This is a genomic window from Aestuariivivens marinum, from assembly GCF_022662175.1.
Taxonomy (GTDB): domain Bacteria; phylum Bacteroidota; class Bacteroidia; order Flavobacteriales; family Flavobacteriaceae; genus Aestuariivivens; species Aestuariivivens marinum.
Map to the genome: position 1 here is coordinate 272,323 of NZ_JAKMCR010000003.1, position 21,707 is coordinate 294,029.

General features: G+C 34.9%; 18 protein-coding genes. 8 read left to right on the forward strand and 10 right to left on the reverse strand.

What is annotated here, in order from left to right:
* Positions 1 to 25: 25 nt before the first annotated feature.
* Complete coding sequence (menA, locus tag MR053_RS10460; protein WP_223548477.1) at positions 26 to 928, reverse strand: 1,4-dihydroxy-2-naphthoate octaprenyltransferase; 903 nt, start codon at positions 926 to 928, stop codon at positions 26 to 28.
* A gap of 1 nt (position 929) precedes the next feature.
* Positions 930 to 1,769, reverse strand: a complete 840-nt coding sequence (locus MR053_RS10465; protein WP_242132382.1) for a 1,4-dihydroxy-2-naphthoyl-CoA synthase — start codon at positions 1,767 to 1,769, stop codon at positions 930 to 932.
* A gap of 56 nt (positions 1,770 to 1,825) precedes the next feature.
* On the opposite strand from MR053_RS10465, the gene MR053_RS10470 reads away from it, so the two are divergent.
* A complete protein-coding gene (locus MR053_RS10470; protein WP_242132383.1) occupies positions 1,826 to 2,932 on the forward strand; it encodes a C1 family peptidase in 1,107 nt (368 codons plus the stop codon).
* Positions 2,933 to 3,232: 300 nt separating this feature from the next.
* Here the strand turns inward: MR053_RS10470 and ung are convergent, their stop codons facing one another.
* Positions 3,233 to 3,901, reverse strand: coding sequence for a uracil-DNA glycosylase (gene ung / locus MR053_RS10475; protein WP_242132384.1), 669 nt, complete (start codon positions 3,899 to 3,901; stop codon positions 3,233 to 3,235).
* A 61-nt stretch (positions 3,902 to 3,962) separates the two neighbouring features.
* On the opposite strand from ung, the gene MR053_RS10480 reads away from it, so the two are divergent.
* Positions 3,963 to 5,456, forward strand: coding sequence for a YfcC family protein (locus MR053_RS10480; RefSeq protein WP_242132385.1), 1,494 nt, complete (start codon positions 3,963 to 3,965; stop codon positions 5,454 to 5,456).
* Positions 5,457 to 5,469: 13 nt separating this feature from the next.
* On the opposite strand, the gene holA is transcribed toward MR053_RS10480, so the two are convergent.
* Complete coding sequence (gene holA, locus MR053_RS10485) at positions 5,470 to 6,471, reverse strand: DNA polymerase III subunit delta (RefSeq protein ID WP_242132455.1); 1,002 nt, start codon at positions 6,469 to 6,471, stop codon at positions 5,470 to 5,472.
* A 115-nt stretch (positions 6,472 to 6,586) separates the two neighbouring features.
* Here holA and MR053_RS10490 point away from each other — a divergent pair, with 115 nt between their 5' ends.
* The 3 genes from MR053_RS10490 (at position 6,587) to MR053_RS10500 (ending at position 8,954) form a co-directional block, all read left to right on the forward strand.
* On the forward strand, positions 6,587 to 7,033 hold the full coding sequence (locus tag MR053_RS10490; RefSeq protein WP_242132456.1) for a type I restriction enzyme HsdR N-terminal domain-containing protein: 447 nt from the start codon (positions 6,587 to 6,589) through the stop codon (positions 7,031 to 7,033).
* Positions 7,030 to 8,019, forward strand: a complete 990-nt coding sequence (locus MR053_RS10495; RefSeq protein WP_242132386.1) for a glycosyltransferase family 2 protein — start codon at positions 7,030 to 7,032, stop codon at positions 8,017 to 8,019. Before MR053_RS10490 ends, MR053_RS10495 begins: the two co-directional genes overlap by 4 nt.
* Positions 8,020 to 8,114: 95 nt before the next feature.
* On the forward strand, positions 8,115 to 8,954 hold the full coding sequence (locus MR053_RS10500; protein WP_223548492.1) for an OmpA/MotB family protein: 840 nt from the start codon (positions 8,115 to 8,117) through the stop codon (positions 8,952 to 8,954).
* A gap of 54 nt (positions 8,955 to 9,008) precedes the next feature.
* Here the strand turns inward: MR053_RS10500 and MR053_RS10505 are convergent, their stop codons facing one another.
* Together MR053_RS10505 and MR053_RS10510 are read right to left on the reverse strand one after the other, a co-directional pair.
* On the reverse strand, positions 9,009 to 9,629 hold the full coding sequence (locus MR053_RS10505; RefSeq protein WP_242132387.1) for an L-threonylcarbamoyladenylate synthase: 621 nt from the start codon (positions 9,627 to 9,629) through the stop codon (positions 9,009 to 9,011).
* Positions 9,630 to 9,771: 142 nt separating this feature from the next.
* The gene (locus tag MR053_RS10510; protein ID WP_242132388.1) at positions 9,772 to 12,150 is read right to left on the reverse strand and encodes an ATP-dependent helicase; all 2,379 of its coding nucleotides are present in this window, start codon (positions 12,148 to 12,150) and stop codon (positions 9,772 to 9,774) included.
* A 124-nt stretch (positions 12,151 to 12,274) separates the two neighbouring features.
* Between MR053_RS10510 and MR053_RS10515 the strand changes: the two genes are divergently transcribed.
* On the forward strand, positions 12,275 to 13,543 hold the full coding sequence (locus tag MR053_RS10515; RefSeq protein WP_242132389.1) for an amidohydrolase: 1,269 nt from the start codon (positions 12,275 to 12,277) through the stop codon (positions 13,541 to 13,543).
* A 175-nt stretch (positions 13,544 to 13,718) separates the two neighbouring features.
* A complete protein-coding gene (locus MR053_RS10520) occupies positions 13,719 to 14,243 on the forward strand; it encodes a DUF7935 family protein (RefSeq protein WP_242132390.1) in 525 nt (174 codons plus the stop codon).
* On the opposite strand, the gene MR053_RS10525 is transcribed toward MR053_RS10520, so the two are convergent.
* Positions 14,240 to 15,151: a patatin-like phospholipase family protein gene (locus MR053_RS10525; protein ID WP_242132391.1), complete on the reverse strand. Its 912-nt coding sequence runs from the start codon at positions 15,149 to 15,151 to the stop codon at positions 14,240 to 14,242. The two genes, MR053_RS10520 and MR053_RS10525, sit on opposite strands and share 4 nt — an antisense overlap.
* Positions 15,152 to 17,188 carry a M1 family metallopeptidase gene (locus tag MR053_RS10530; protein WP_242132392.1) on the reverse strand — a complete coding sequence of 679 codons (2,037 nt, stop codon included), beginning with the start codon at positions 17,186 to 17,188 and terminating at the stop codon, positions 15,152 to 15,154.
* A gap of 70 nt (positions 17,189 to 17,258) precedes the next feature.
* Here MR053_RS10530 and recG point away from each other — a divergent pair, with 70 nt between their 5' ends.
* Positions 17,259 to 19,406 carry an ATP-dependent DNA helicase RecG gene (gene recG, locus MR053_RS10535; RefSeq protein WP_242132393.1) on the forward strand — a complete coding sequence of 716 codons (2,148 nt, stop codon included), beginning with the start codon at positions 17,259 to 17,261 and terminating at the stop codon, positions 19,404 to 19,406.
* A 75-nt stretch (positions 19,407 to 19,481) separates the two neighbouring features.
* Here recG and MR053_RS10540 read toward each other — a convergent pair whose 3' ends face one another.
* Positions 19,482 to 20,573 (reverse strand): DUF2911 domain-containing protein, encoded by a 1,092-nt coding sequence (locus MR053_RS10540; RefSeq protein ID WP_242132394.1) that lies wholly within the window; start codon positions 20,571 to 20,573, stop codon positions 19,482 to 19,484.
* 231 nt (positions 20,574 to 20,804) lie between these two features.
* A complete protein-coding gene (locus MR053_RS10545) occupies positions 20,805 to 21,665 on the reverse strand; it encodes an N-acetylglucosamine kinase (protein WP_242132395.1) in 861 nt (286 codons plus the stop codon).
* Positions 21,666 to 21,707: the final 42 nt, after the last annotated feature.

Below are 21,707 nucleotides of genomic sequence, written 5' to 3' on the forward strand. Positions count from 1 at the left end.
CAAAGAAATGGATAAATACTTTTATTTAAAGCAAATGTCCAATTGCCATTAAAACAGCTAGAAAAAATGTTGTAAAGGCTAACTTTTTAAGTTCAGGATCTAATAATTTAAGGTCACTTACTTTACTAACTTTATTTAGGTGAACTATTAGCGGAATATAAGTTATTACAAAAATTAAATTTAAAATATCAGTAAAGTATAGAATACCAAAAAGTGCAGATAATATCATTGCTGAAATTACTATAAAAAAATGATATGATTTAATTCGTTTTGCACCCAATTTAACAGCCATTGTAATTTTACCAGATTGTTTGTCCGATTCCAAATCGCGCATATTATTCAAGTTCAACACTGCCACACTAAGCAGTCCAATGGTACAAGCGGGTAAAACCACCACATGATCGAATGTTTTGGCATAAAGGACATAACAGCCCATAACACTCAACAATCCAAAAAATATAAATACAAATATATCACCCAAAGCTCTATAGCCGTAAGCTTTATCTCCAATTGTATAGCGCAATGCTGCCAAAATTGAGGCAATGCCCAAAATGAAGAACAAAATAGTTAATAAAAAGTGTTTAACGCCAAAAGCAGCAAAAATTAGAAAAATGGAAAGGGCTATACATATTAATATGTTAATCCTAATGGCGTTGAACATTTCATCTGGAGAAATTTTACCGCTTTGTATGGCACGTTGCGGTCCTACCCTTTCATTATTGTCCGTACCCTTAACACCATCACCATAATCGTTAGCCAGATTGGATAAAATTTGGAAACTCAGGGTAGTTAATATGGATAGGATGAAAATATCCAATCTAAAACAACCATTATATTCGGCCAGAGCAGATGCCAAAATGATACCTGAAACGGAAAGCGGTAATGTTCTCAACCGCATAGTGGATAACCACAATACTACTTTACTCATATTAAGGAATCCATTTTTTTTCGAAGTTGGGCTTACGCTTTTCTAAAAAGGCGTTTCTACCCTCAACAGCTTCATCTGTCATATAAGCTAAGCGAGTTGCTTCACCGGCAAAAACTTGTTGTCCAACCATGCCATCATCAGTTAAGTTCATGGCAAACTTTAACATTTTAATGGATGTTGGTGATTTGGCCAATATTTCCTGGGCCCATTGGTAGGCAGTACTTTCTAATTCATCATGTGGGACTACGGCATTGACCATCCCCATTTCAAAAGCTTCTTGGGCTGAATAATTACGTCCTAAGAAAAATATTTCACGCGCCTTTTTTTGACCAACCATCTTAGCTAAATAAGCTGAACCATAACCACCATCAAAACTAGTGACATCCGCATCGGTTTGCTTAAAGATAGCATGTTCCTCGCTTGCCAATGTTAAATCACAAACAACATGCAAACTATGACCGCCACCAACTGCCCATCCAGGAACAACGGCAATAACGGCTTTTGGCATGAAACGGATTAACCGTTGAACTTCCAATATATTCAATCGATGGTACCCATCTTCTCCAACATAACCTTGATGCCCCCTTGCCTTTTGATCTCCTCCACTACAAAAAGAATAAACACCGTCTTTAGTCGATGGACCTTCTGCAGATAATAATACAACACCAATATTTATATCTTCATTAGCATCATAAAATGCATCATAAAGTTCGCTGGTAGTTTTTGGTCTAAAGGCATTGCGAACATTTGGCCTGTTAAAAGCTATCCTTGCAACACCACCACTTTTTTTATAGGTAATATCTTCGTATTCTTTGGCAATAACCCAATTCGCTTGCTCCATATTTGTTATTTTAGCCAAAAATAAATTTTATTTCATAATATACCTTATACTCTGCCATGAAAAATAATCTTTTGATTCTTGTTTTTAGTTTTTATGCATCATTGCTGTTTTGCCAATCTTATGAATTTAAGACTATCATAGATTTGGAAGCAACCGAAGTTCTTAGTCAAGGAAAAACAGGAACTTGTTGGAGTTTCTCTACATCGTCTTTTTTGGAGAGTGAGATTATTAGGCTAACGGGAAATAAGATTGATATTTCAGAGATGTATAATGTTCGAAATACCTATCCAAAAAAAGCATGGAATTATGTTATGAGGCAGGGTAAAGCTCAGTTTAGCGAAGGTGGACTGGCACATGATGTTATAAATAGTATTTCTGAAAACGGCTTGGTTCCTGCAAATGTTTACAGTGGGTTGCCAAAAGGAAAAAATATTCATGATCATGAGAAGTTAATAAACAATATGAAAATAGTTTTAGATGAGTATCTTAAAAACCCTAAAGCATATAATGGAAATTGGAAAAAAGATATAGACAACATCTTAGATGAACATTTAGGAAATAATATTACCAATTTTGAATTTAACGGTGAAATTTTTACACCTCTAAGTTTTTTAGAATATACTAAAATAAATCCAAAGGATTATATTACTATAACATCCTTTACCCATATACCCTATTATTCTAACTTTATATTAAATATCCCTGATAATTTTTCAAATGGAACTTTTTTTAATGTGCCTTTAGAAGATATGGTTTCAATAACAAATCATGCTTTAAAAAATGGATACACAATAGAATTGGATTGTGATGTTAGTGAAAAAACATTTTCATCAAAATATGGTTTGGCTGTAATTCCCAATACCGAAGAAGATACAATGAACATTCTATCTAAAATTCGGCCAGAAAGAGAAATAACTGTGGCTTATAGGCAGCAAGAATTTGAAAACTTTAACACAACGGATGATCATTTAATGCACATTACGGGTATTGTTGAAGATCAAAATGGAAATCGTTATTATAAGGTTAAAAATTCATGGGGATTCGACTCTGCTAGAGTATCAAATGGTGGATATATTTATATGAGTGAGGCTTATTTTAAATTGAAAACCATTTCGATCATGGTTCATAAGAATGCCATCCCTAAAGCTTTGTTAAAAACCTAACCTCATCATTTAACTAAATCGATTAGTTATTTGTTACTTTTCTGTCATTTTTGTATGATTAAACAATAATTTATTAGTATTTTTGTAAAAAAATTATATACAATCTGTTAATGATTTGAATATTATCGGATTTTTATGTATTTTAACGAAACACGAACCCCTTGTCTATGTTACTCAAAATTACACTTTGCATTTTAGCCTTAGTTGCTGTTAATTTCCTGCTCTTATTTTTTAGTTGCTCAAAGACAAAAAAACAACAAAGAACTGCTACTAAAAGACCGGTTGTTATTAGACCAACACTTACCAAAGTATTGCAGGAAGATCCGCTTGCTCCAACAGGGAGTTAGTTTTACTAAAATGTTTATTGCCAAACCAATGCCCTCTATTAGCACTTAGTGGTGAAGGGTGTCCTGAGCTTAAAATGTGGTGTTTAGATTCATTAATTAATATCGATTTTCTTTTGGCATATCCTCCCCATAGCAAAAACACAATATTGCCCTGTTTTTTATCACTTATTAACTTTATTACAGCGTCGGTAAACCTTTCCCATCCCTTATTTTGATGACTACCGGCTTGGTTAGCCCTTACCGTTAATGTAGCATTTAACAACAATACCCCTTGATTGGCCCAACGCAATAAATTTCCACTTTTAGGGTAAGTAATACCTAAATCAACTTCTATTTCCTTAAAGATGTTAATGAGTGATGGTGGATGTGGTACCCCATCACTAACTGAAAAGCATAATCCGTTAGCTTGACCAGCTCCATGATAAGGATCTTGACCAATAACAACAACTTTTACATTATCAAAATTACATTGGTTAAACGCATTAAAAATCTGATTTCCTGGCGGGTAGCAAGTGTTGTTTTTATATTCACATTTTACAAAATCGACTAATTGACTAAAATAGGGTTTGTTAAACTCATCCTCTAAATGTGGTTTCCAGCTAGGGTGTATATCAACATTCATGGTGCAAATTAAAATTAAAACTAAAATAATGTTATATTTATTTTTATAAAAATGTAATCGTTTGAAAAAAATTAAATTCCCAACCGCCCAAACCATTTTATTATTGATTGCAGCTTTTGTGGCTGTTCTTACCTTTATAGTTCCTGCTGGGAAATACGATACCTTATCCTATGATAAGTCACAAAATATATTTACAAAAATCACTCCTAAGGAGAATTATTTCTTAGCAGCTACCCAACGTACATTAGATAGTTTACAAATAAAAATCCCTTTGGAAAAATTTACCAATGGCGATATATGGAAACCCATAAGCATACCAAATACATATCAAAAATTGGAGGCTAAGCCTCAAGGTATTTCGGCATTTATAAAGTCACCCATCAAAGGTATAATTGAAGCTGCCGATATAATTTTTTTGGTCCTTTTTATAGGTGGTTTAATAGGTATTATGAACCATACAGGAGCTTTTGATGCTGGAATTGCATGGTTGTCGGTCGTCCTGAAAGGTAGGGAGTATTGGTTAATCATATCAGTTACTTTTTTAATTGCAATTGGTGGTACAACGTTTGGTTTGGCAGAAGAAACCATTGCCTTTTACCCTATTCTTATCCCTATATTTTTGGCAGCAAAATACGATGCCTTGGTTCCCTTGGCCTCTATTTATATTGGGTCAAGTGTTGGTACCATGTGCTCAACAACTAATCCCTTTAGCTCAATAATTGCTTCTGATGCAGCTGGTATTAACTGGACAGCAGGTTTTAATTTTAGATTAATAATGCTCTTGTGCTGTACTATAATCTGTTTAATATATATTCTTAGGTATGCCAAGCGAGTAAAAAAGGACGTTAAGGCATCCATTATTTACGAACAAAAAAGTGAAATTGAAAGTTTATTTGGAAATACAACCAATGTCACTGTTAAACTCAACAATCAATTACGTTTTATTCTTGTCATTTTTATATTATGCTTTATTGTTATGATATATGGTGTTTCGCAGTTAGATTGGTGGTTTGTTGAGATGACTAGCGTGTTCTTGGTTGGTTCTATTTTCATTGGGATAATAGCCAATATAAAGGAATTAACTTTTGTTGATTTGTTTGTAAAAGGGGCCAGTGATTTATTAAGCGTTGCTTTGATTATTGGTATTGCACGAGGGGTTACGGTATTGATGGAAGACGGATTAATAAGTGATACCATGCTTTATTACACAAGTAATTTTACAAATGGTATGAACAAAGGACTCTTCACTAACGCCATGTTGTTTGTGTATGCAGGTCTTTCCTTTTTCATACCGTCTTCATCTGGAATGGCCGTATTGACCATGCCTATAATGGCGCCTCTTGCCGATGGTGTTGGCTTAGACCGAGAAGTGGTGGTAAACACCTATCAATATGGCATGGGATTATTTGCTTTCATTAACCCAACAGGACTAATACTCGCTTCACTGGCTATTGTAAAAGTAGGTTTTGATAAATGGTTAAAGTTTGTCACCCCATTATTAATTATCCTAACCCTTTTTACAATGTTAATGTTAACATTTCTGGTTTATATGTAAAAGTCCAACTGGGTTACAAAATTTTAACTAGCAGTTCCTTAAGTAAATCGCCTTGGGAAATGGCATTTGCCCCTACTCCTTTACTTTTTACATCAAATTCCCTTAAAGTGGCCACTATAGTACTTACTTTTTTCATTGGGTAGTTTCTTGCGGCATTTATGTATTCATTAACAAAATAGGGGTTTATCTTTAATGCTGAAGCAACACTTCGTGGAGATTTATCATTTAATCCATGAAAATGCAACAATTGGGAAAAAAAATTAAAAAGCAGGGATATTGTCATGACCATTGGATTGTCTTTGGGGTTTTCAGAGAAATAATTCACAATTTGATGTGCTTTAACAACATTGCGTTCACCTATGGCCTTGCGTAACTCAAAATTGTTGAAGTCTTTGCTAATACCTATATTCTCTTCAATCAATTCTGGTGTAATCTGACTTCCTATAGGTAGAATGATTTGAAGTTTTTGCAGTTCATTACTAATTTTACTGAGATCGGTCCCCAAAAATTCAACAAGCATTTGGGAAGCTTTTGGTGTAATGGTATAATCCTTAGGCGATAATACACGTCTTATCCAATCAGATACCTGATTTTCGTAAAGTTTTTTACTTTCATAAACAACACCTACTTTATTTATACCCTTATAAAGTGCCTTACGTTTATCAATTTTTTTATATTTATAATTTATGACCAGTATGGTTGATGGCTGCGGATTTTCAGCATAAGACGTCAGTTTTTCAATAGTACGTGATAAATCTTGGGCTTCCTTTACAATAACTACTTGATACTCTGCCATCATGGGGTATCGTTTAGCGTTACTAATAATATCTTCAACTGTTATATCCCGTCCGTAAAGTACAACTTGGTTAAACCCCCTTTCTTCTTCACTTAAAACAGTCTCTTCAATAAAATCAGAAATCTTATCAATATAATAGGGTTCTTCACCCATTAAAAAATAAATGGGTTTTAAATTACCATTTTTAATATCCTGTACCAGTTGTTTTACTTCATCCAAATCGTAATAAAATTTCAAAAATTAAATTCCAAAGTACATCTTTTGGAATTTGGGATTTATAAATTGGGATTTTATGATTTCGAAACTTAACTTTGAAAACTATAAAACACAAACATTGCAAGCGCTTAACTTTCCAAAGTACTCATTCCGATTCAAAAATAGCGAAAATAAAGTTTCAATATTTGATACTATTCGCAAAAAATTTGTGGTGTTACAACCTGAAGAATGGGTTAGGCAACATTGTGTTCAATTTCTAGTCAAGGAAAAAAAATACCCAAAATCTTTAGTGAATGTAGAAAAGGAATTGAAAGTTAATGATTTAAAAAAACGATATGATATTGTAGTTTATAATCCAAATGGAAGCATTCGATTAATTGTGGAATGTAAAGCACCTAGCGTAAGTATAAACCAAAGTACATTTGACCAAATTGCTCAATACAACTTAGTCTTAAACGCCTCCTATCTTATGGTTACCAATGGTATTAATCATTATTATTGTGTAATGGATTTTAAGGAAAAATGCTTTCTGTTTTTAAAAGATTTACCAGATTATAAGTTATGAAGGTTGCTATTGTTATATTGAATTGGAACGGAAAAGAGCTATTAAAAAAGTTTTTACCATCTGTTATTGAGTATTCCAAAGGTTGTGATATTTATGTTGCAGATAACGCTTCAACCGATGATTCTGTAGAATTTACCAAAACTTATTTCCCAACTATTAATATTATCCAGAATAAAATAAATGACGGCTACGCTAAAGGTTACAATGATGCTTTGAAACAAGTTGATGCTGATGTGTTTTGTCTATTAAATAGTGATGTTGAGGTGTCTAAAGGCTGGTTGCAACCAGTTATTGACATTTTTGAATCAGAACCCAATACGGCCATCATTCAACCAAAACTTCTAGATTATAATAATAGGGGTTACTTTGAGTATGCTGGGGCTGCAGGGGGATTTATTGATAAATATGGCTATCCCTATTGCCGTGGCCGTATTTTTAATACCATTGAAAAAGACAATGGACAATACAATGATATTATGACCATATTTTGGGCTTCTGGAGCTTGTTTTTTTATTAGAAGTTCTGTTTTTAAAGCGCTCAATGGTTTTGATGAATCGTTTTTTGCCCACATGGAAGAAATTGATTTGTGCTGGCGAGCATATAATTCCGGTTACCTTATTAAGTATTGTGGTGAATCTGAAGTATACCATGTAGGGGGTGCAACTTTAAATAATCAAAACCCCAAAAAAACATTTCTTAATTTTAGAAATAGCCTATTTACGCTAGTCAAGAACGCTAAAGGCCATATTTTGTTGCTACTCATTCCAAGGTTGATATTGGATGGTATGGCTGGAATAAAGTTTCTTTTAGAATTAAAATTCAAACACACATTTTCTGTAATAAGGGCTCATTTTTCATTTTACAGACGGTTTTTAATTCTAATTGAACAACGAAAATCTCAAAAAAACAAAAGAAATTATTACAAAAAAAAATCTATTGTGATTAATTATTTCGTAAATAATAAAAAACATTACGAAACTTTGTAAAAACTTAACAAAAGTTATGTTAAAGTGCTGAAAACAGCTCATTTTTATATACTTTTGTGTAATTCTAATTTTAAAAATTAATCCGAAAAACAATTATGAAAAAAATTGTATTACTTAGCTTATTATCAATGATTTTTTTGAGTTCATGTGTTTCTAAAAAAGAATTCATGGCGCTTCAAGAAAAACAAAAAGAAACACAAGATTTACTTAATTCAGCAACTGTTAAATTAAATGCCTGTTTAGAAGATAGAGCAGCAGCTACAGCAAGAGCAACTGCTTTAGAGGAGCAAGTGTCCGACTTGAGAAAAAGTGCTGAAAACCTACAAGTATTATCAGCTAAAAGTGCGAGTAACATTGAAAAAACTTTAGAAAGCATTAAAGAAAAAGACCTGAAAATTTCTCGTTTACAAGATGCAATTACTAAAAAGGACAGTGTTACTTTGGCCTTGGTTACCAGCCTAAAACGTGAAGTTGGCATTAACGACCCAGACATTGAGGTAAATGTAGAGAAAGGTGTTGTGTTTATTTCTATTGCTGACAAATTATTATTTAAAAGTGGTAGCTACAACGTAACATCACAAGCAAAAGACGTACTTGCTAAAGTTGCAAAAGTGGTTAACAGTAAGCCTGACTTTGAGTGTATGGTTGAAGGACATACTGATAATGTGCCTTATAGAAAAGAGCCTTTATTGGATAACTGGGACTTAAGTGTTAAGCGTTCTACTTCTATTATTCGAGTGTTAGAGGAATTAGGTGTTAAATCAAGTCAGTTAATTGCTGCTGGACGTAGCTACTATGTGCCTCTAGTAGATAATGATACCGCTGAGAACAGGGCGACTAACAGACGTACACGTATAGTTATTCTTCCAAAAATTGATCAGTTCTATGACATGATTGAAAAAGAAATGAAGAATTTAGCTGCAGGAGGAAACTAATGACCTAGTAAACTATTTCAATAAAAACCCAACGTATACGTTGGGTTTTTTTGTTTAGAAGATTTCTAAACTACCTTTGCCTTCCCTAATTATTAAAGGGTCATTTTCAGACAGGTCTACAATTGTAGATGCTTCATTTCCCCCATAACCAGCATCTATAACACAATCTACAAGGCTTCCCCATTTTTCTAGAATAAGTTCTGGATCGGTTGTATATTCCAAAACTTCATCTTCATCCCTAATCGAAGTCGATACAATAGGATTTCCCAATTGTTTAACAATTTCTAAGGCAATGGCATTATTGGGTATGCGTATACCAACTGTTTTTTTCTTTTTAAATGGATTGGGTAATGTTCTGGCGCCAGGAAGAATAAAGGTGTAAGGTCCTGGTAAAGCGCGTTTTAATATTTTAAATGTTACTGAATCTATTTGCTTGACATAATCACTTAGATTACTCAAATCATGGCAAACAAACGAAAAATTAGCTTTTTCCAGTTTAATGCCCTTAATTCTTGAAATACGCTCCAAAGCCCTAAAATTGGTAATATCGCAGCCCAAACCATAAACCGTATCTGTTGGATATATAATTAATCCTCCAGATTTTAGGATATTAACCACCTTGGAAATTTCTCTAGGGTTAGGGTTTTCTTCATAAATTCTATAAAATACCGCCATAATAATTGAACAGGTTTCCCCAAAACAAAGTAAATACTATTTCTAAATATTATTTTTATGTTGAAATGTGCCTTATAGCAATTTTTTGTAAAGCCAATTATCTATAAACTAAAATCACAAAAAACTTCATACATCTTAATTATTATCCTATAACTTTCAATTTTGCAAAGCGTAGCAATAACTTTTTTATACCGCCGTGAGTAAATTTAATTTCAGCTTTGGTATCGGCACCCCTGCCTTCTATTTTTAATACCTCACCGTTACCAAAACGAATATGCTCTACCATATTTCCAACAACCAAATCGTTATCAAATAAATTACTGGGGGTTTCCTCTTGGGAAGTTATGGAAGCTTTAGATATTGACTTTAATTTTTTTGGAACATTACTTTTAAATTTTTCTGGTTGTTTTTTTGTTAGATCCTTGTTTTTAAAATCCAGTTGTTTTGCTGGTTTAAATCTTAAAACATTGGGCTCTGCCTTATTAGTATTTTGCTCAGCAATAACATCACCAAAAATATCAGCGCTAAGCATAGGGTTAAAACGACGTTCTTCAATAGGGGTAACAATATCCAAATAGGCATCGTCAATTTCTTCAATGAAACGGCTAGGTTCTGCATCAACCAGTTTTCCCCAGCGATACCTAGACATAGCATAGGTCAGATAAGCTTGTTTTTCTGCGCGTGTTAGGGCTACATAAAATAGCCTTCGTTCCTCTTCCAATTCACTACGGGTGTTCATACTCATAGCACTAGGGAATAAATCCTCCTCCAGACCAACTATATAAACATAAGGAAATTCCAGTCCCTTAGCCAAATGTATAGTCATTAATGCCACACTATCAGTGTCATCTTTATCATTATCTAAATCTGTAGCGAGTGCAACATCTTCTAAAAACTCAGCCAACGAACCTGTGGAATCCACCAGTTCTTTTTGACCCTCAACAAAATCTTTCATCCCATTAAGTAACTCTTCAATATTTTCCATTCTGGTAACACCTTCGGGTGTTCCATCCTTATTGAATTCCCTTATTAATCCGCTGGTTCTTGTAACATGTTCGGCTAATTCAAAAACATCGGCAGATTGATTCATAACTTGATAACTCTCAATGAGCGTGACAAAATCCTGTAATTTATTCTTAGTTCCACTATTAATTTTTACATCAATAGTATCAATACGCTTCATAACATCAAAAATAGGTTTATCATAAGCATTGGCAACTACAATTAGTTTATCAACCGTAGTCTGGCCAATCCCACGTGGAGGAAAGTTTATCACACGTTTTAAGGCCTCTTCATCAGCAGGATTTATGATTAATCTCAAATACGACAAGACATCCTTAATTTCCTTACGCTGATAAAAGGATAGCCCACCATAAATCCTGTATTTAAGATCACGCTTTCGCAGTGCATCTTCAATTGCTCGAGATTGGGCATTGGTACGATAAAGCACCGCAAAATCACTATTTTTTAACTGATGTTGCATCTTATTTTCAAAAATAGTACTAGCTACATAACGTCCTTCATCACTATCAGTTATCGAGCGGTTTACTTTAATTTTTTGACCTTCTTCATTAGCAGTCCAAACCACTTTATCTAATTTGGTTTGATTTTTATCTATGACAGAATTAGCAGCATTGACAATATTTTTAGTGGAACGGTAATTTTGTTCTAATCGGTAAACACTCACATCATCATAGTCCTTTTGAAAATTGAGTATGTTATTAATATTCGCTCCTCGGAAAGCATAAATACTCTGTGCATCATCCCCTACTACACATATATTTTGAAACTTATCAGAAAGCGCTCTAACAATCAAGTACTGTGAATGGTTTGTATCTTGGTACTCATCCACCAAAATGTATTTAAAACGATTTTGATATTTTGCCAAGACTTCAGGGAAACGAGTTAATAATTCATTGGTTTTCAATAGTAAATCATCAAAATCCATCGCTCCAGCTTTGAAACAACGATTTACATACTCTTTATAAATATCTCCCATTCTGGGACGACGCGCCATAGTATCCGATTCAATAAGCTCTGGGTTTTGAAAATAGGCACGTACCGTAATCAAGCTGTTTTTATAAGATGAAATTCTAGAACGTATTTGTTTATACTTATAAATATCTTTATCAAGATTCATCTCTTTGATAATCGAAGCTATCAATCGGTCAGAATCTTGGGTGTCATAAATAGTGAAATTGCTCGGATAACCAAGTTTATCGGCTTCTATACGTAATATTTTGGCAAACACAGAATGAAAGGTCCCCATCCATAAATTTTTGGCCTCACTACTACCAACTATGTTAGCAATACGTTCCTTCATTTCACGAGCCGCCTTATTGGTAAAAGTCAATGCCAAAATATTGAAAGCATCAATTCCTTTACTCATTAAATAGGCTATGCGGTAGGTCAGCACCCTTGTTTTGCCAGAGCCAGCACCAGCAATAACTATCATAGGCCCTTCAATTTGCAATGTTGGGGCCAGCTGTGCTTCATTTAACTGACTTAAATACTTCTCCAATTCACTATAATTTTAAATGGTGAAAATAACCAATGTTACACTTTTAACTAAGTCATTTTATGAATAATTATAAACAATCTTCTATATTTAATTTTAATATCTTTAAGCTTAAAATATAGTCTTTATGAAATATACATTTCTTTTTCTAACCTACTTTATAGTTTCATTTGTTTTTGGTCAAACTGCTTTAGAACAACAATTTAAGGAAATAGAGCCTAAGGTTATTGAATGGAGACGTTATTTCCATCAAAATCCAGAACTATCAAATAGAGAGTTTAAAACTGCTGAAGTTATCGCTGATCACTTAAACCGTTTGGGTTTGGAAGTAAAAACAGGAGTTGCACACACAGGAGTAGTAGGTATTTTAAAAGGTATTGGACCAGGCAAGGTCATTGCCCTTCGTGCAGATATTGATGCATTGCCTGTCACAGAACGTAATGACCTACCGTTTAGATCGGATGTAAAGACTATCTTTTTGGGTACTGAAACTGGTGTGATGCATGCTTGCGGACATGATGCACATACGGCCATTTTAATGGGTGTTGCAGAGATTCTTTCACAACACAAAGACAAGATTAAAGGAACGGTTAAGTTTATTTTTCAACCTGCAGAGGAAACACCACCCCCTGGTGAAGATGGAGGATCTAGAATGATGATAAAAGAAGGTGTGTTGGAAAACCCAAAGGTAGATGCCATTTTTGGTTTACATATACGGTCTGGTGTTAATATTGGAGAAATCCACTATAAGCCGGGTGGTGCTATGGCAGCGGTAGAACGTTTTGTTATTAACGTTAAAGGGAAGCAAACTCACGGTTCCGAACCTTGGAATGGTGTAGACCCTATACTTATATCGGCTAAAATAATTGATGGGCTACAAACCATTATAAGTCGTGAAAGTGAACTTATTAATGAAGCAGCCGTAATTAGTGTTGGAAAAATTACTAGTGGTGTACGTTTTAACATTATCCCGGAATCCGCCGAAATGATTGGAACTATAAGGACTTTGGATCCTGACATGAAAACACTGATTATTAAAAGAATGACAGAAATGACAGAAACTATTGCCAAAGCTTATGGTGGCTCGGCGACAATTTCGTTCAGTAATGAAACCGCTATCACCTATAACGATCATAAATTAGTTGAACTAATGTTGCCCTCATTAAAAAAGGCAGCTGGCGAAAACAATGTGAGGCAAATTAAAGCGGAAACTATTGGGGAAGACTTTTCTTATTTTCAAGAACTGATTCCGGGTTTTTACTTTTATTTGGGAGGAATGACCAAAGGCAATACCCAAGTATTTCCACATCATACCCCAGATTTTTATATTGATGAAAAAGGATTGCTTCTAGGTGTAAAGGCATTTACACAAATAACTTTTGATTATTTACAATGATTTTTTAGTGTGCTATTAATTCTATCAAATATTGAAATAAATGTGGATGTCCATAATCTTTACTTGAAATCAAGTCGAGCTTACACCTGATAGAAATCATCGGTACCCTTTCAGGTATGTAAAGCCTAAAAGATTGTGTATATTTGGGAGGTTAAATCACATCAAATTAAATCCTATGGATTATTCTCAAAGATTAATTGACCTATTTATGTATATGATTCCATCCATTGTGGTTGGACTTTTGGCATATTACTTTTTTAAGGAACATACCAAAAATGAAGATGGACGAAGACGGTTTTTATTAAAAAAGGATTTGGAAGTTTCTGCGCTTCCTTTGCGTCTTCAAGCTTATGAACGGATGGCTTTATATTTAGAGCGAATATCGCCAAACAAACTATTAGTTAGAGTATCCCCAACATCTTCAAATAAAGAAGATTATGAATCCTTATTGATACAAACCATTGAACAGGAAATGGAGCACAATTTATCGCAGCAAATCTATATTAGTGAGAAATGTTGGAATATTATTTCGGCCGCTAAAAATGCGACCATCCAACTCATTAGAAAAGCCAGTTTGTTAAAAAAATCCGAAACAGCCGAAAAACTACGTGAGGTTATCTTAACTGAAATGATGGAACGTAGAGCGCCAAGCGATGCTGCTTTATCCTTTATCAAGGAAGAAGTTAGCGAGATATTTTAATCATTTCTCAATTCGTTGTACTTGGCTTGTGATAGCTTTTCCTTTGCATAATCAAAACCTTGCTGCCACCAAGATGTCATTAGTTTTTTGTTGAATATCAAAGAGTTTTCCGTAAGCTTGGATGGGGTGTAATACAGGTTAAGTTGAACATCCTTTGTTTTTGCTGCTAATTTTCCAATAGTAATATCGTTACGCTCTATTTGATCAGATAAATGCCCGAAGAGATTAATTAGTAAGGAAAAAGGATTCTTACCCAATATTTTATTATACTCCATCGATTCCGATTCCAATACAATCGCATCAACTTCGGTTGCACCGCGTAAAATGGCCTCCCGAATGGGCACGACACAGCCCAAACCCCCGTCGGCATATTCAAATCCGTTTTTCTTCACTAAGGACATAAACGGAATATAATTGCAGGATATCCATATCCAATCGCAAAACTCTTGGTAACTATAATCCTTAATGGACTTGTACTCTACTCTATTTTTAGACAAATTGGACACAGTTACAACCACATCGTCTTTAGCATTCCTAATGAAATGATATTCTTCTTCGGTAAAATGCTTTTTAATATGACGTCTTAAAGCCTTGCTTTCTCCAAATGTCCGCTTCATTTTAATGAATTGCCAAAGTGTATTTATAAAATCAATGGAAACAAACTCCCTTCTACCTTTTCTACGTAATACGAATGGGTTGACGCTAAAAATATCATGCTGTTGGACGTTAGTATAAATCTGGTAAAGCTTTTCAATTTTACCCGCTGCCAAATGGGGCACCAATAAGCTTCCTGTAGATGTGCCTAAGAAAATATCGTAGTCATAACCCATCTCTTGAATAAGATACTGTGCTACTCCCCCAGCATACGCTCCTTTACTACCACCTCCTGATATTACTAGTGCTTTCATTTAATCTATCTCCTTTAATAATTGTTTGGCAAACTTTGAAAACTGCCACACATGATGCTTTGCTGCTTGTTCTAAGTTTTCTTTACAAACCGCATCACAGCCCTTAATGGAACTAAGATATTGAAAAGCGTTTTGTCTGACCTCAAAATGATATTTTGCATCGGTATACCCTCTTAATTCCTCAAAATACATTTGCTTATTTTCGGGTTCAAAATCTGGTGTTACTAAAGCCAAGGTAAGCCATAGTACTCTTATGTTTTTATTGTTAAACCCAACAATGTCTTCGGTTTGAATAAGATATTTGGTTCTGTCTTCTGGAAAATTACGCCATAAATTGTACAGAGCCGCTTCTATTGTAATGTAGGACTTGTCATTTAAAAGCGATTCATAATCTATTTTTAAATCCAATGGAATTTCGACTAATGTTTGCGCTATAGCCTGACGCACCTTTAAATCATTTGTATTTAGGATAGACTTTGCTAAAATAGTTTTGTTAATTGTTGAATCATTCCATAATTCTTGAAAAACTTTAATTCTTGAAAAGTCATTGATTTCTTTTGAAATTGATTCCCAGTTTGAATTTGCTTTCAAAGATTCATAATGGGTTTTGCACGCCGACGAAATACTTTTGATCTTTTGTATTGTTAATATCCCTAAAGTACGCTTCATTAATATAAGGCGAAAAGATTCCGTATCAACTAAAGTTTCTTGAGCAAATTTGTCTAAATTCTCTCCACTAGTCTTTTCAACTTCAGAAATAAAATCATTGGTTTCTACGTTTTTAAACTGATGCTTTAACAAATAGTTTTTAACCGCTTTTTTAAAAGCTATATCTCCAACCTTTTCACGAAGTATGTGCAATACCCATGCGCCCTTTTTATAAAAGGTCGTGCTGCTGGATTTAGGATCTAACAGCGAGGTACTCTGCCCCGCTTTATCCTGCTCCAACAATTCCTGGGCGTATTCGTATAAACTCCAGTAATAATAATCATCACCAAAAATATCGCGTTCAGCTAACAGGGCATAATAAGTTGCAAAACCTTCCTGAAGCCAGTGGTGCGTGCCAGAGGTTTCGGTAACCAAATTGCCAAACCATTGGTGCGCCAGTTCGTGGGCGTTTACATTTACATAGTTTTTATCCACAAATGCAGTGGAGTCGATTACAAAACTATCCGAAAAAATAGTAGTACTAGTGTTTTCCATGCCCGCATATAAAAAATCTTTCACAGGCACTTGTTTATAATTCTGCCATGGGTAAGGTACGCCAATCTCTTCCTCCAAAAAATCGAACATACGCTTGGTATAACGATAGGTTGGCTCCACTTTATTGGAATCTTCTGGGTAATAATACATTTCTAACGGAATACCGCTTTTAGAATACGCTACTTTTTTATTGTATTTACCTATAGCCAAGGCGACCAAATAACTGGACATGGGCTCTTGCATATCGTAATGCCATGTAGTTGTTGATTCGTTGATTTGTTTATTTGTTAGTTTGCCGTTTGCAATGACTTCGTAATCAGAATCGAATGTAATTGACAAATCAAACTCAATTTTATCGGTCATGTCATCTATACTAGGCAACCAATTGCTGGTATATTTGCCCTGACCTTGGGTCCAGACTTGCCCTGAGGTTGCCGAATGGGCATCCCAATCAATAAAGTATAGGGCTTTTTGGGGATTATTTTTAAAAAAGAAAAAAGTAATTTGATAAGATTGCCCTTTTTTGAATTTATGAATTAGCCAGATCTTTTTGCCGTCATAATCGTTCACTACTTCTCCTCGACCTATAAAGTCTGATTTATTATTTTTAGGATGCATTCTTACGCGCATTATGCGCATATCTACTGCGTCCAAATAAATTGAATCTACATCTTTTAATATATTAAACACATAAGAGGCTTCTCCATAAATCTTCTTTTGAGAGATATCAAAACCAATATCTGCTTCAGCTGTTTTAAAATCAACGTATTCGGTTTGTTGTGCAAAACAAACCACAGCAAAAAAGTAACAAAACCATTGGAGCAATAACTTCATGCCTCGAATATAACAAACTTTAGTCCAAAATGCTACTTGCTAATACGCTCAAAAGAATTATTTTAGTTTTATGAATACCACCAACCTCCAAACCCCTATAGATTATTTAAAAGGTGTCGGTCCCAATCGTGGTGACCTGCTGCGTAAGGAATTGGGTATTCATACTTACCAAGACTTAATCAATCTCTTTCCCAATCGCTATTTAGACCGCACCCAGTATTACAAGATCAATCAACTGCAACACAATACGTCTGAATTACAGGTAATTGGAAAAATTATTGAATTTAAGGAAGTTGCTCAAAGCAGAGGCAAGCGCTTAGTAGCAACATTTCAGGATGATACGGGCGTTATGGAATTGGTTTGGTTTAGAGGTCATAAATGGATTCGCGAGAGTCTAAAAACCAATAAATTGTATGTTGCCTTTGGAAAGATCAACTGGTTTAATGGTCGGTTTAATATGGCGCACCCTGAGTTGGAACCATTGGAAGAGCATGAAAATAAGTTGCGTTCTGCGATGCAACCCATTTATCCTTCAACTGAAAAATTAACTAACAAAGGGATAACCAATAAGGTAACCAATAAAATCATGCAGGAGCTTTTTTTGGAAACGAAAGGGCGTTTTGTTGAAACTTTACCTGATAATCTATTATCTGAATTAAAACTAATCAATAAAAGTGACGCCCTGTTCAATATCCACTTTCCAAAAAGTCAGGAGCTCTTGGCCAAAGCACAGTACAGATTAAAATTTGAAGAGTTTTTTTATATTCAATTACAACTAATTTTAAAAAATCTAATCCATAAGACGAAGATTAAAGGCTTGCCTTTTGAGCATGTAGGCGACTATTTTAATCGGTTTTATGCTGAGCATTTAACTTTCGAGCTGACCAATGCACAAAAACGTGTGCTAAAGGAAATCCGTTCCGATTTAGGCAGTCACGCTCAAATGAATCGTTTGTTGCAAGGTGATGTGGGCTCTGGAAAGACCATTGTTGCGTTTATGTCAATGCTCATCGCACTTGACAATGGATTTCAAGCCTGTTTAATGGCGCCGACTGAAATTTTGTCAGTTCAACACTATAGCAGTTTACTGGAATTATGTAAATTATTGAATATCAACATTAAAATATTGACTGGTTCAACAAACACTTCAGAACGAAAGGTGATTTTTGAATCATTGGAAAATGGTGATTTAAACTTATTGGTTGGTACCCATGCACTACTTGAAGACAAGGTTAAGTTCAAAAAATTGGGGCTTGCCGTGATAGACGAACAACACCGTTTTGGTGTTGCCCAACGGAGCAAACTTTGGAAGAAAGGACCTAAAAGCCCTCCTCAATCCTCTGGGGAGGCCGGAGGGGCTGCCATACCTCCTCATGTTTTAGTAATGTCGGCTACCCCTATACCACGTACTTTAGCCATGTCTGTTTACGGCGATTTGGACATCTCGATAATTGATGAGTTACCCCCAGGGCGAAAACCTGTTAAAACAGTACATCGCTTTGATAAAAACCGACTTAGTGTATTCCGTTTTATAAAAGACGAAATAGCTAAAGGCCGACAAGTGTATATTGTATATCCATTAATCCAGGAAAGTGAAGCTTTGGATTATAAAGACCTCATGGACGGCTACGAAAGCATTGCAAGGGACTTCCCCCTGCCCGATTATCAAATATCCATTGTTCACGGTAAAATGAAAGCTACCGATAAGGATTATGAAATGCAGCGGTTCATAAAAGGCGAAACTCAAATTATGATATCGACAACTGTGATTGAAGTTGGCGTTAATGTGCCCAATGCTTCGGTAATGATTATTGAAAGTGCCGAACGTTTTGGTCTGTCCCAATTGCATCAATTGCGAGGCCGTGTTGGGCGTGGTGCTGAGCAGAGCTATTGTATCCTAATGACTGGCCATAAGTTGAGTAATGATAGTAAAGTGCGTTTGGAAACCATGGTGAAAACCAATGACGGCTTTGAAATTGCAGAAGTGGACCTAAAGCTACGTGGCCCTGGTGACCTTATGGGAACCCAGCAGAGTGGGGTTTTAAACCTAAGGATAGCAGACATTGTTAAAGACAAGGACATTTTGAATGCCGCACGTTACTACGCCAAAAAAATTCTTCATGCAGATCCTTCCTTGGTCAGCCCTGAAAATAAGGTCATATTAAATACCTACAAATCGATGGGCAAGTACAAAAATATTTGGAACTATATCAGCTAAGCTAAAAAACAGACCTGCAAGGTTTAAAAATCTTGCAGGTCTAAACAAAACTGTTGTAGTTTGATTGATGACAGTTTATATGGCGTCTAATTCGGCCAGTAATTTTTCTGAATTTGCCTTAACGTTTGCTGGCGGATTAAGTGCCAAAGCCTTCTTTAAGTTTTTAATAGCATTCTTTTTATCACCCATTGTTTTGTAGCACTCTCCTAAACTATCATAAGAATTAGCATCTGTAGGATTGTTGGCGACATTTTGCTTAAAATATTTTAACGCTCGGTCGTAATCTTTGGCATTTAACATTTGATAACCCAAAGCATTTAACTGATTTTTATTGGCCATTCCCGCAGCTTCATCCATTAATGTCGCATACTGCTCTGTTTTCCCCATTTTATTTAGAATTTGTCCCTTTATGGAGAGGTTGTTAAATGTTTTCTGACTAAAAAAGTTGCCTGAAATAGCATTATCTATCCAGCCTAAAGCCTCATTTAAATCACCATTATTATTTAAGGCATAATTAGCCGCACGTTCCCAGTTTTGCCTTTGGAAGCCATCTTGTCCGTTGAACCTGGCTCGAACATCATCTAAAACTATAGTTGATACATCCACCTCAATTTTAAAAGGAAATGCCTTTTCTTCCCACTTCAAAACAGCTGTTGCCGCATGAGGCTCAACGATGTCGAAATTATAGGTTAAAAGTTCAGTATGGGATACAGATTCTGTTTTAATGTCCACACGTAAAGCATCTTCTTTAGGGTTGTAAAAATAACTGCCCCAAGAGGTATGATTGTTGGAAAAAATAAGCGTGGCCGTATCATCTTGTTTCACTATAATGTGAACTCCGTATTTACCAGCTTTTAAAGCCTGTCCTTCAATAGTTACATCATCTGAAAATTTAATAACCGTGTTCTCATCTGCGCCTGCTCTCCATGGCGATTCCTTAGCAGTACCAAACCCAAGGTTGTTCATGCCATAGGGCACCAATTGCCCCCATATTTGGCGACCTTTTACACTTGGTCTGGAATAAGAAATTGTGACATCGGTAATACCTATGCGTTGTGAAACTTTGGCTTGCTGACTGCTTCTAGGAAAATTTAATTGAGCAAAAACACTAAAATTTAAAGTAAGCGCTATACATAAAAATAGCTTGGTTAGGTTGTTAGTCTTCATAATTGTTTGTTGTTTGATTTATCTAAAAGTAGATAGAAATGCTACTGGCAGATGTTAGCATTTTGTTAAAGAAGAAGGAGCTTTTGTTAATTAACTTTCTTTTAAGAAAAAAGCCGACACCCTATGAAAACCCATAAAATGATGTGAATAGAACAAGAAATGAAGTGAATGAACATAAAAAAAGGCTCAACGTCTTGTTAAGCCTAATTTGATTATAAAAGAGCAAAGTTCTTACATGTCTTTGGTGTGAAAAGGAATTAGACCATCTATTGGCCTTCTCACGAAATTTCCAACCTTAAATCCCATTTCTTCAGCAACTTCTTTTATTTCTTTTTGAGCAAAAAAAGCTATTGATCCCGCAAAGTGGACAGGAACGGTTTTTAAATGTTCTTTATACTGAAAAATCATATTTTTTGCAAATAGCCTAACCCCTTCTTTTATTAAATTGATGGTGTAGTCTGAATCTTTATGCAAAAACATAAACTCAGCAAAATTAGCCAAATAAGCATTGGGGTTGGGTTGTTTGTATAAATTGTACTTTATATAATCTGCATCCATATTGTACTTACTTCCAAAGGCTAACTTAACATTTTCAGGCATATTATTAAAGTAGTAATCCCTTATTAACTGTTTTCCATAGTAATTTCCAGAAGCATCATCCATAAGAGTATATCCAAGGGACAACACATCTTGATGGAGTTTTTCTCCGTCATAAAAACTACAATTTGATCCGGTACCCAAAATGCAAACCACAGCTGCTTCGGTTGGGTTATTTATACAGGCATAAACAGCTGCCATGGTGTCTTCATTTACCTCTACTTGTGCATTTTTAAAGAAGTCCTGTAAAACCTCCTTTAATTGTTGGGTGGGTTTTTCAGTGCCACACCCAGCTCCATAAAAAAACACATGGGTGACTTTATCCCGGTTACTCTTTAAATCCTCATTACTTTTAATTATTTTTTTTAGTTTCTTTTCTGGTAAAATAGCAGGATTTAGACCCTTAGTACGAATTTTTTCAAGTAATTTGTTACCTTCTCTATCTACTGCAATCCAATCGGACTTAGTAGAACCACTGTCGACAATTAAAATCATAAGTTTAGAGTTAAAAAAAACTCCACAGAATACTGTGTACTA

Coding starts and splice junctions, on each gene's coding strand:
- MR053_RS10545 (WP_242132395.1), bottom strand. CDS start 21,665: ATGATTTTAATTGTCGACAGTGGTTCTACTAAGTCCGATTGGATTGCA.
- MR053_RS10530 (WP_242132392.1), bottom strand. CDS start 17,188: ATGAAGTTATTGCTCCAATGGTTTTGTTACTTTTTTGCTGTGGTTTGT.
- MR053_RS10540 (WP_242132394.1), bottom strand. CDS start 20,573: ATGAAGACTAACAACCTAACCAAGCTATTTTTATGTATAGCGCTTACT.
- MR053_RS10525 (WP_242132391.1), bottom strand. CDS start 15,151: ATGAAAGCACTAGTAATATCAGGAGGTGGTAGTAAAGGAGCGTATGCT.
- MR053_RS10520 (WP_242132390.1), top strand. CDS start 13,719: ATGGATTATTCTCAAAGATTAATTGACCTATTTATGTATATGATTCCA.
- MR053_RS10505 (WP_242132387.1), bottom strand. CDS start 9,629: ATGGCGGTATTTTATAGAATTTATGAAGAAAACCCTAACCCTAGAGAA.
- MR053_RS10515 (WP_242132389.1), top strand. CDS start 12,275: ATGAAATATACATTTCTTTTTCTAACCTACTTTATAGTTTCATTTGTT.
- MR053_RS10465 (WP_242132382.1), bottom strand. CDS start 1,769: ATGGAGCAAGCGAATTGGGTTATTGCCAAAGAATACGAAGATATTACC.
- MR053_RS10470 (WP_242132383.1), top strand. CDS start 1,826: ATGAAAAATAATCTTTTGATTCTTGTTTTTAGTTTTTATGCATCATTG.
- MR053_RS10495 (WP_242132386.1), top strand. CDS start 7,030: ATGAAGGTTGCTATTGTTATATTGAATTGGAACGGAAAAGAGCTATTA.
- menA (WP_223548477.1), bottom strand. CDS start 928: ATGAGTAAAGTAGTATTGTGGTTATCCACTATGCGGTTGAGAACATTA.
- recG (WP_242132393.1), top strand. CDS start 17,259: ATGAATACCACCAACCTCCAAACCCCTATAGATTATTTAAAAGGTGTC.
- MR053_RS10500 (WP_223548492.1), top strand. CDS start 8,115: ATGAAAAAAATTGTATTACTTAGCTTATTATCAATGATTTTTTTGAGT.
- ung (WP_242132384.1), bottom strand. CDS start 3,901: ATGAATGTTGATATACACCCTAGCTGGAAACCACATTTAGAGGATGAG.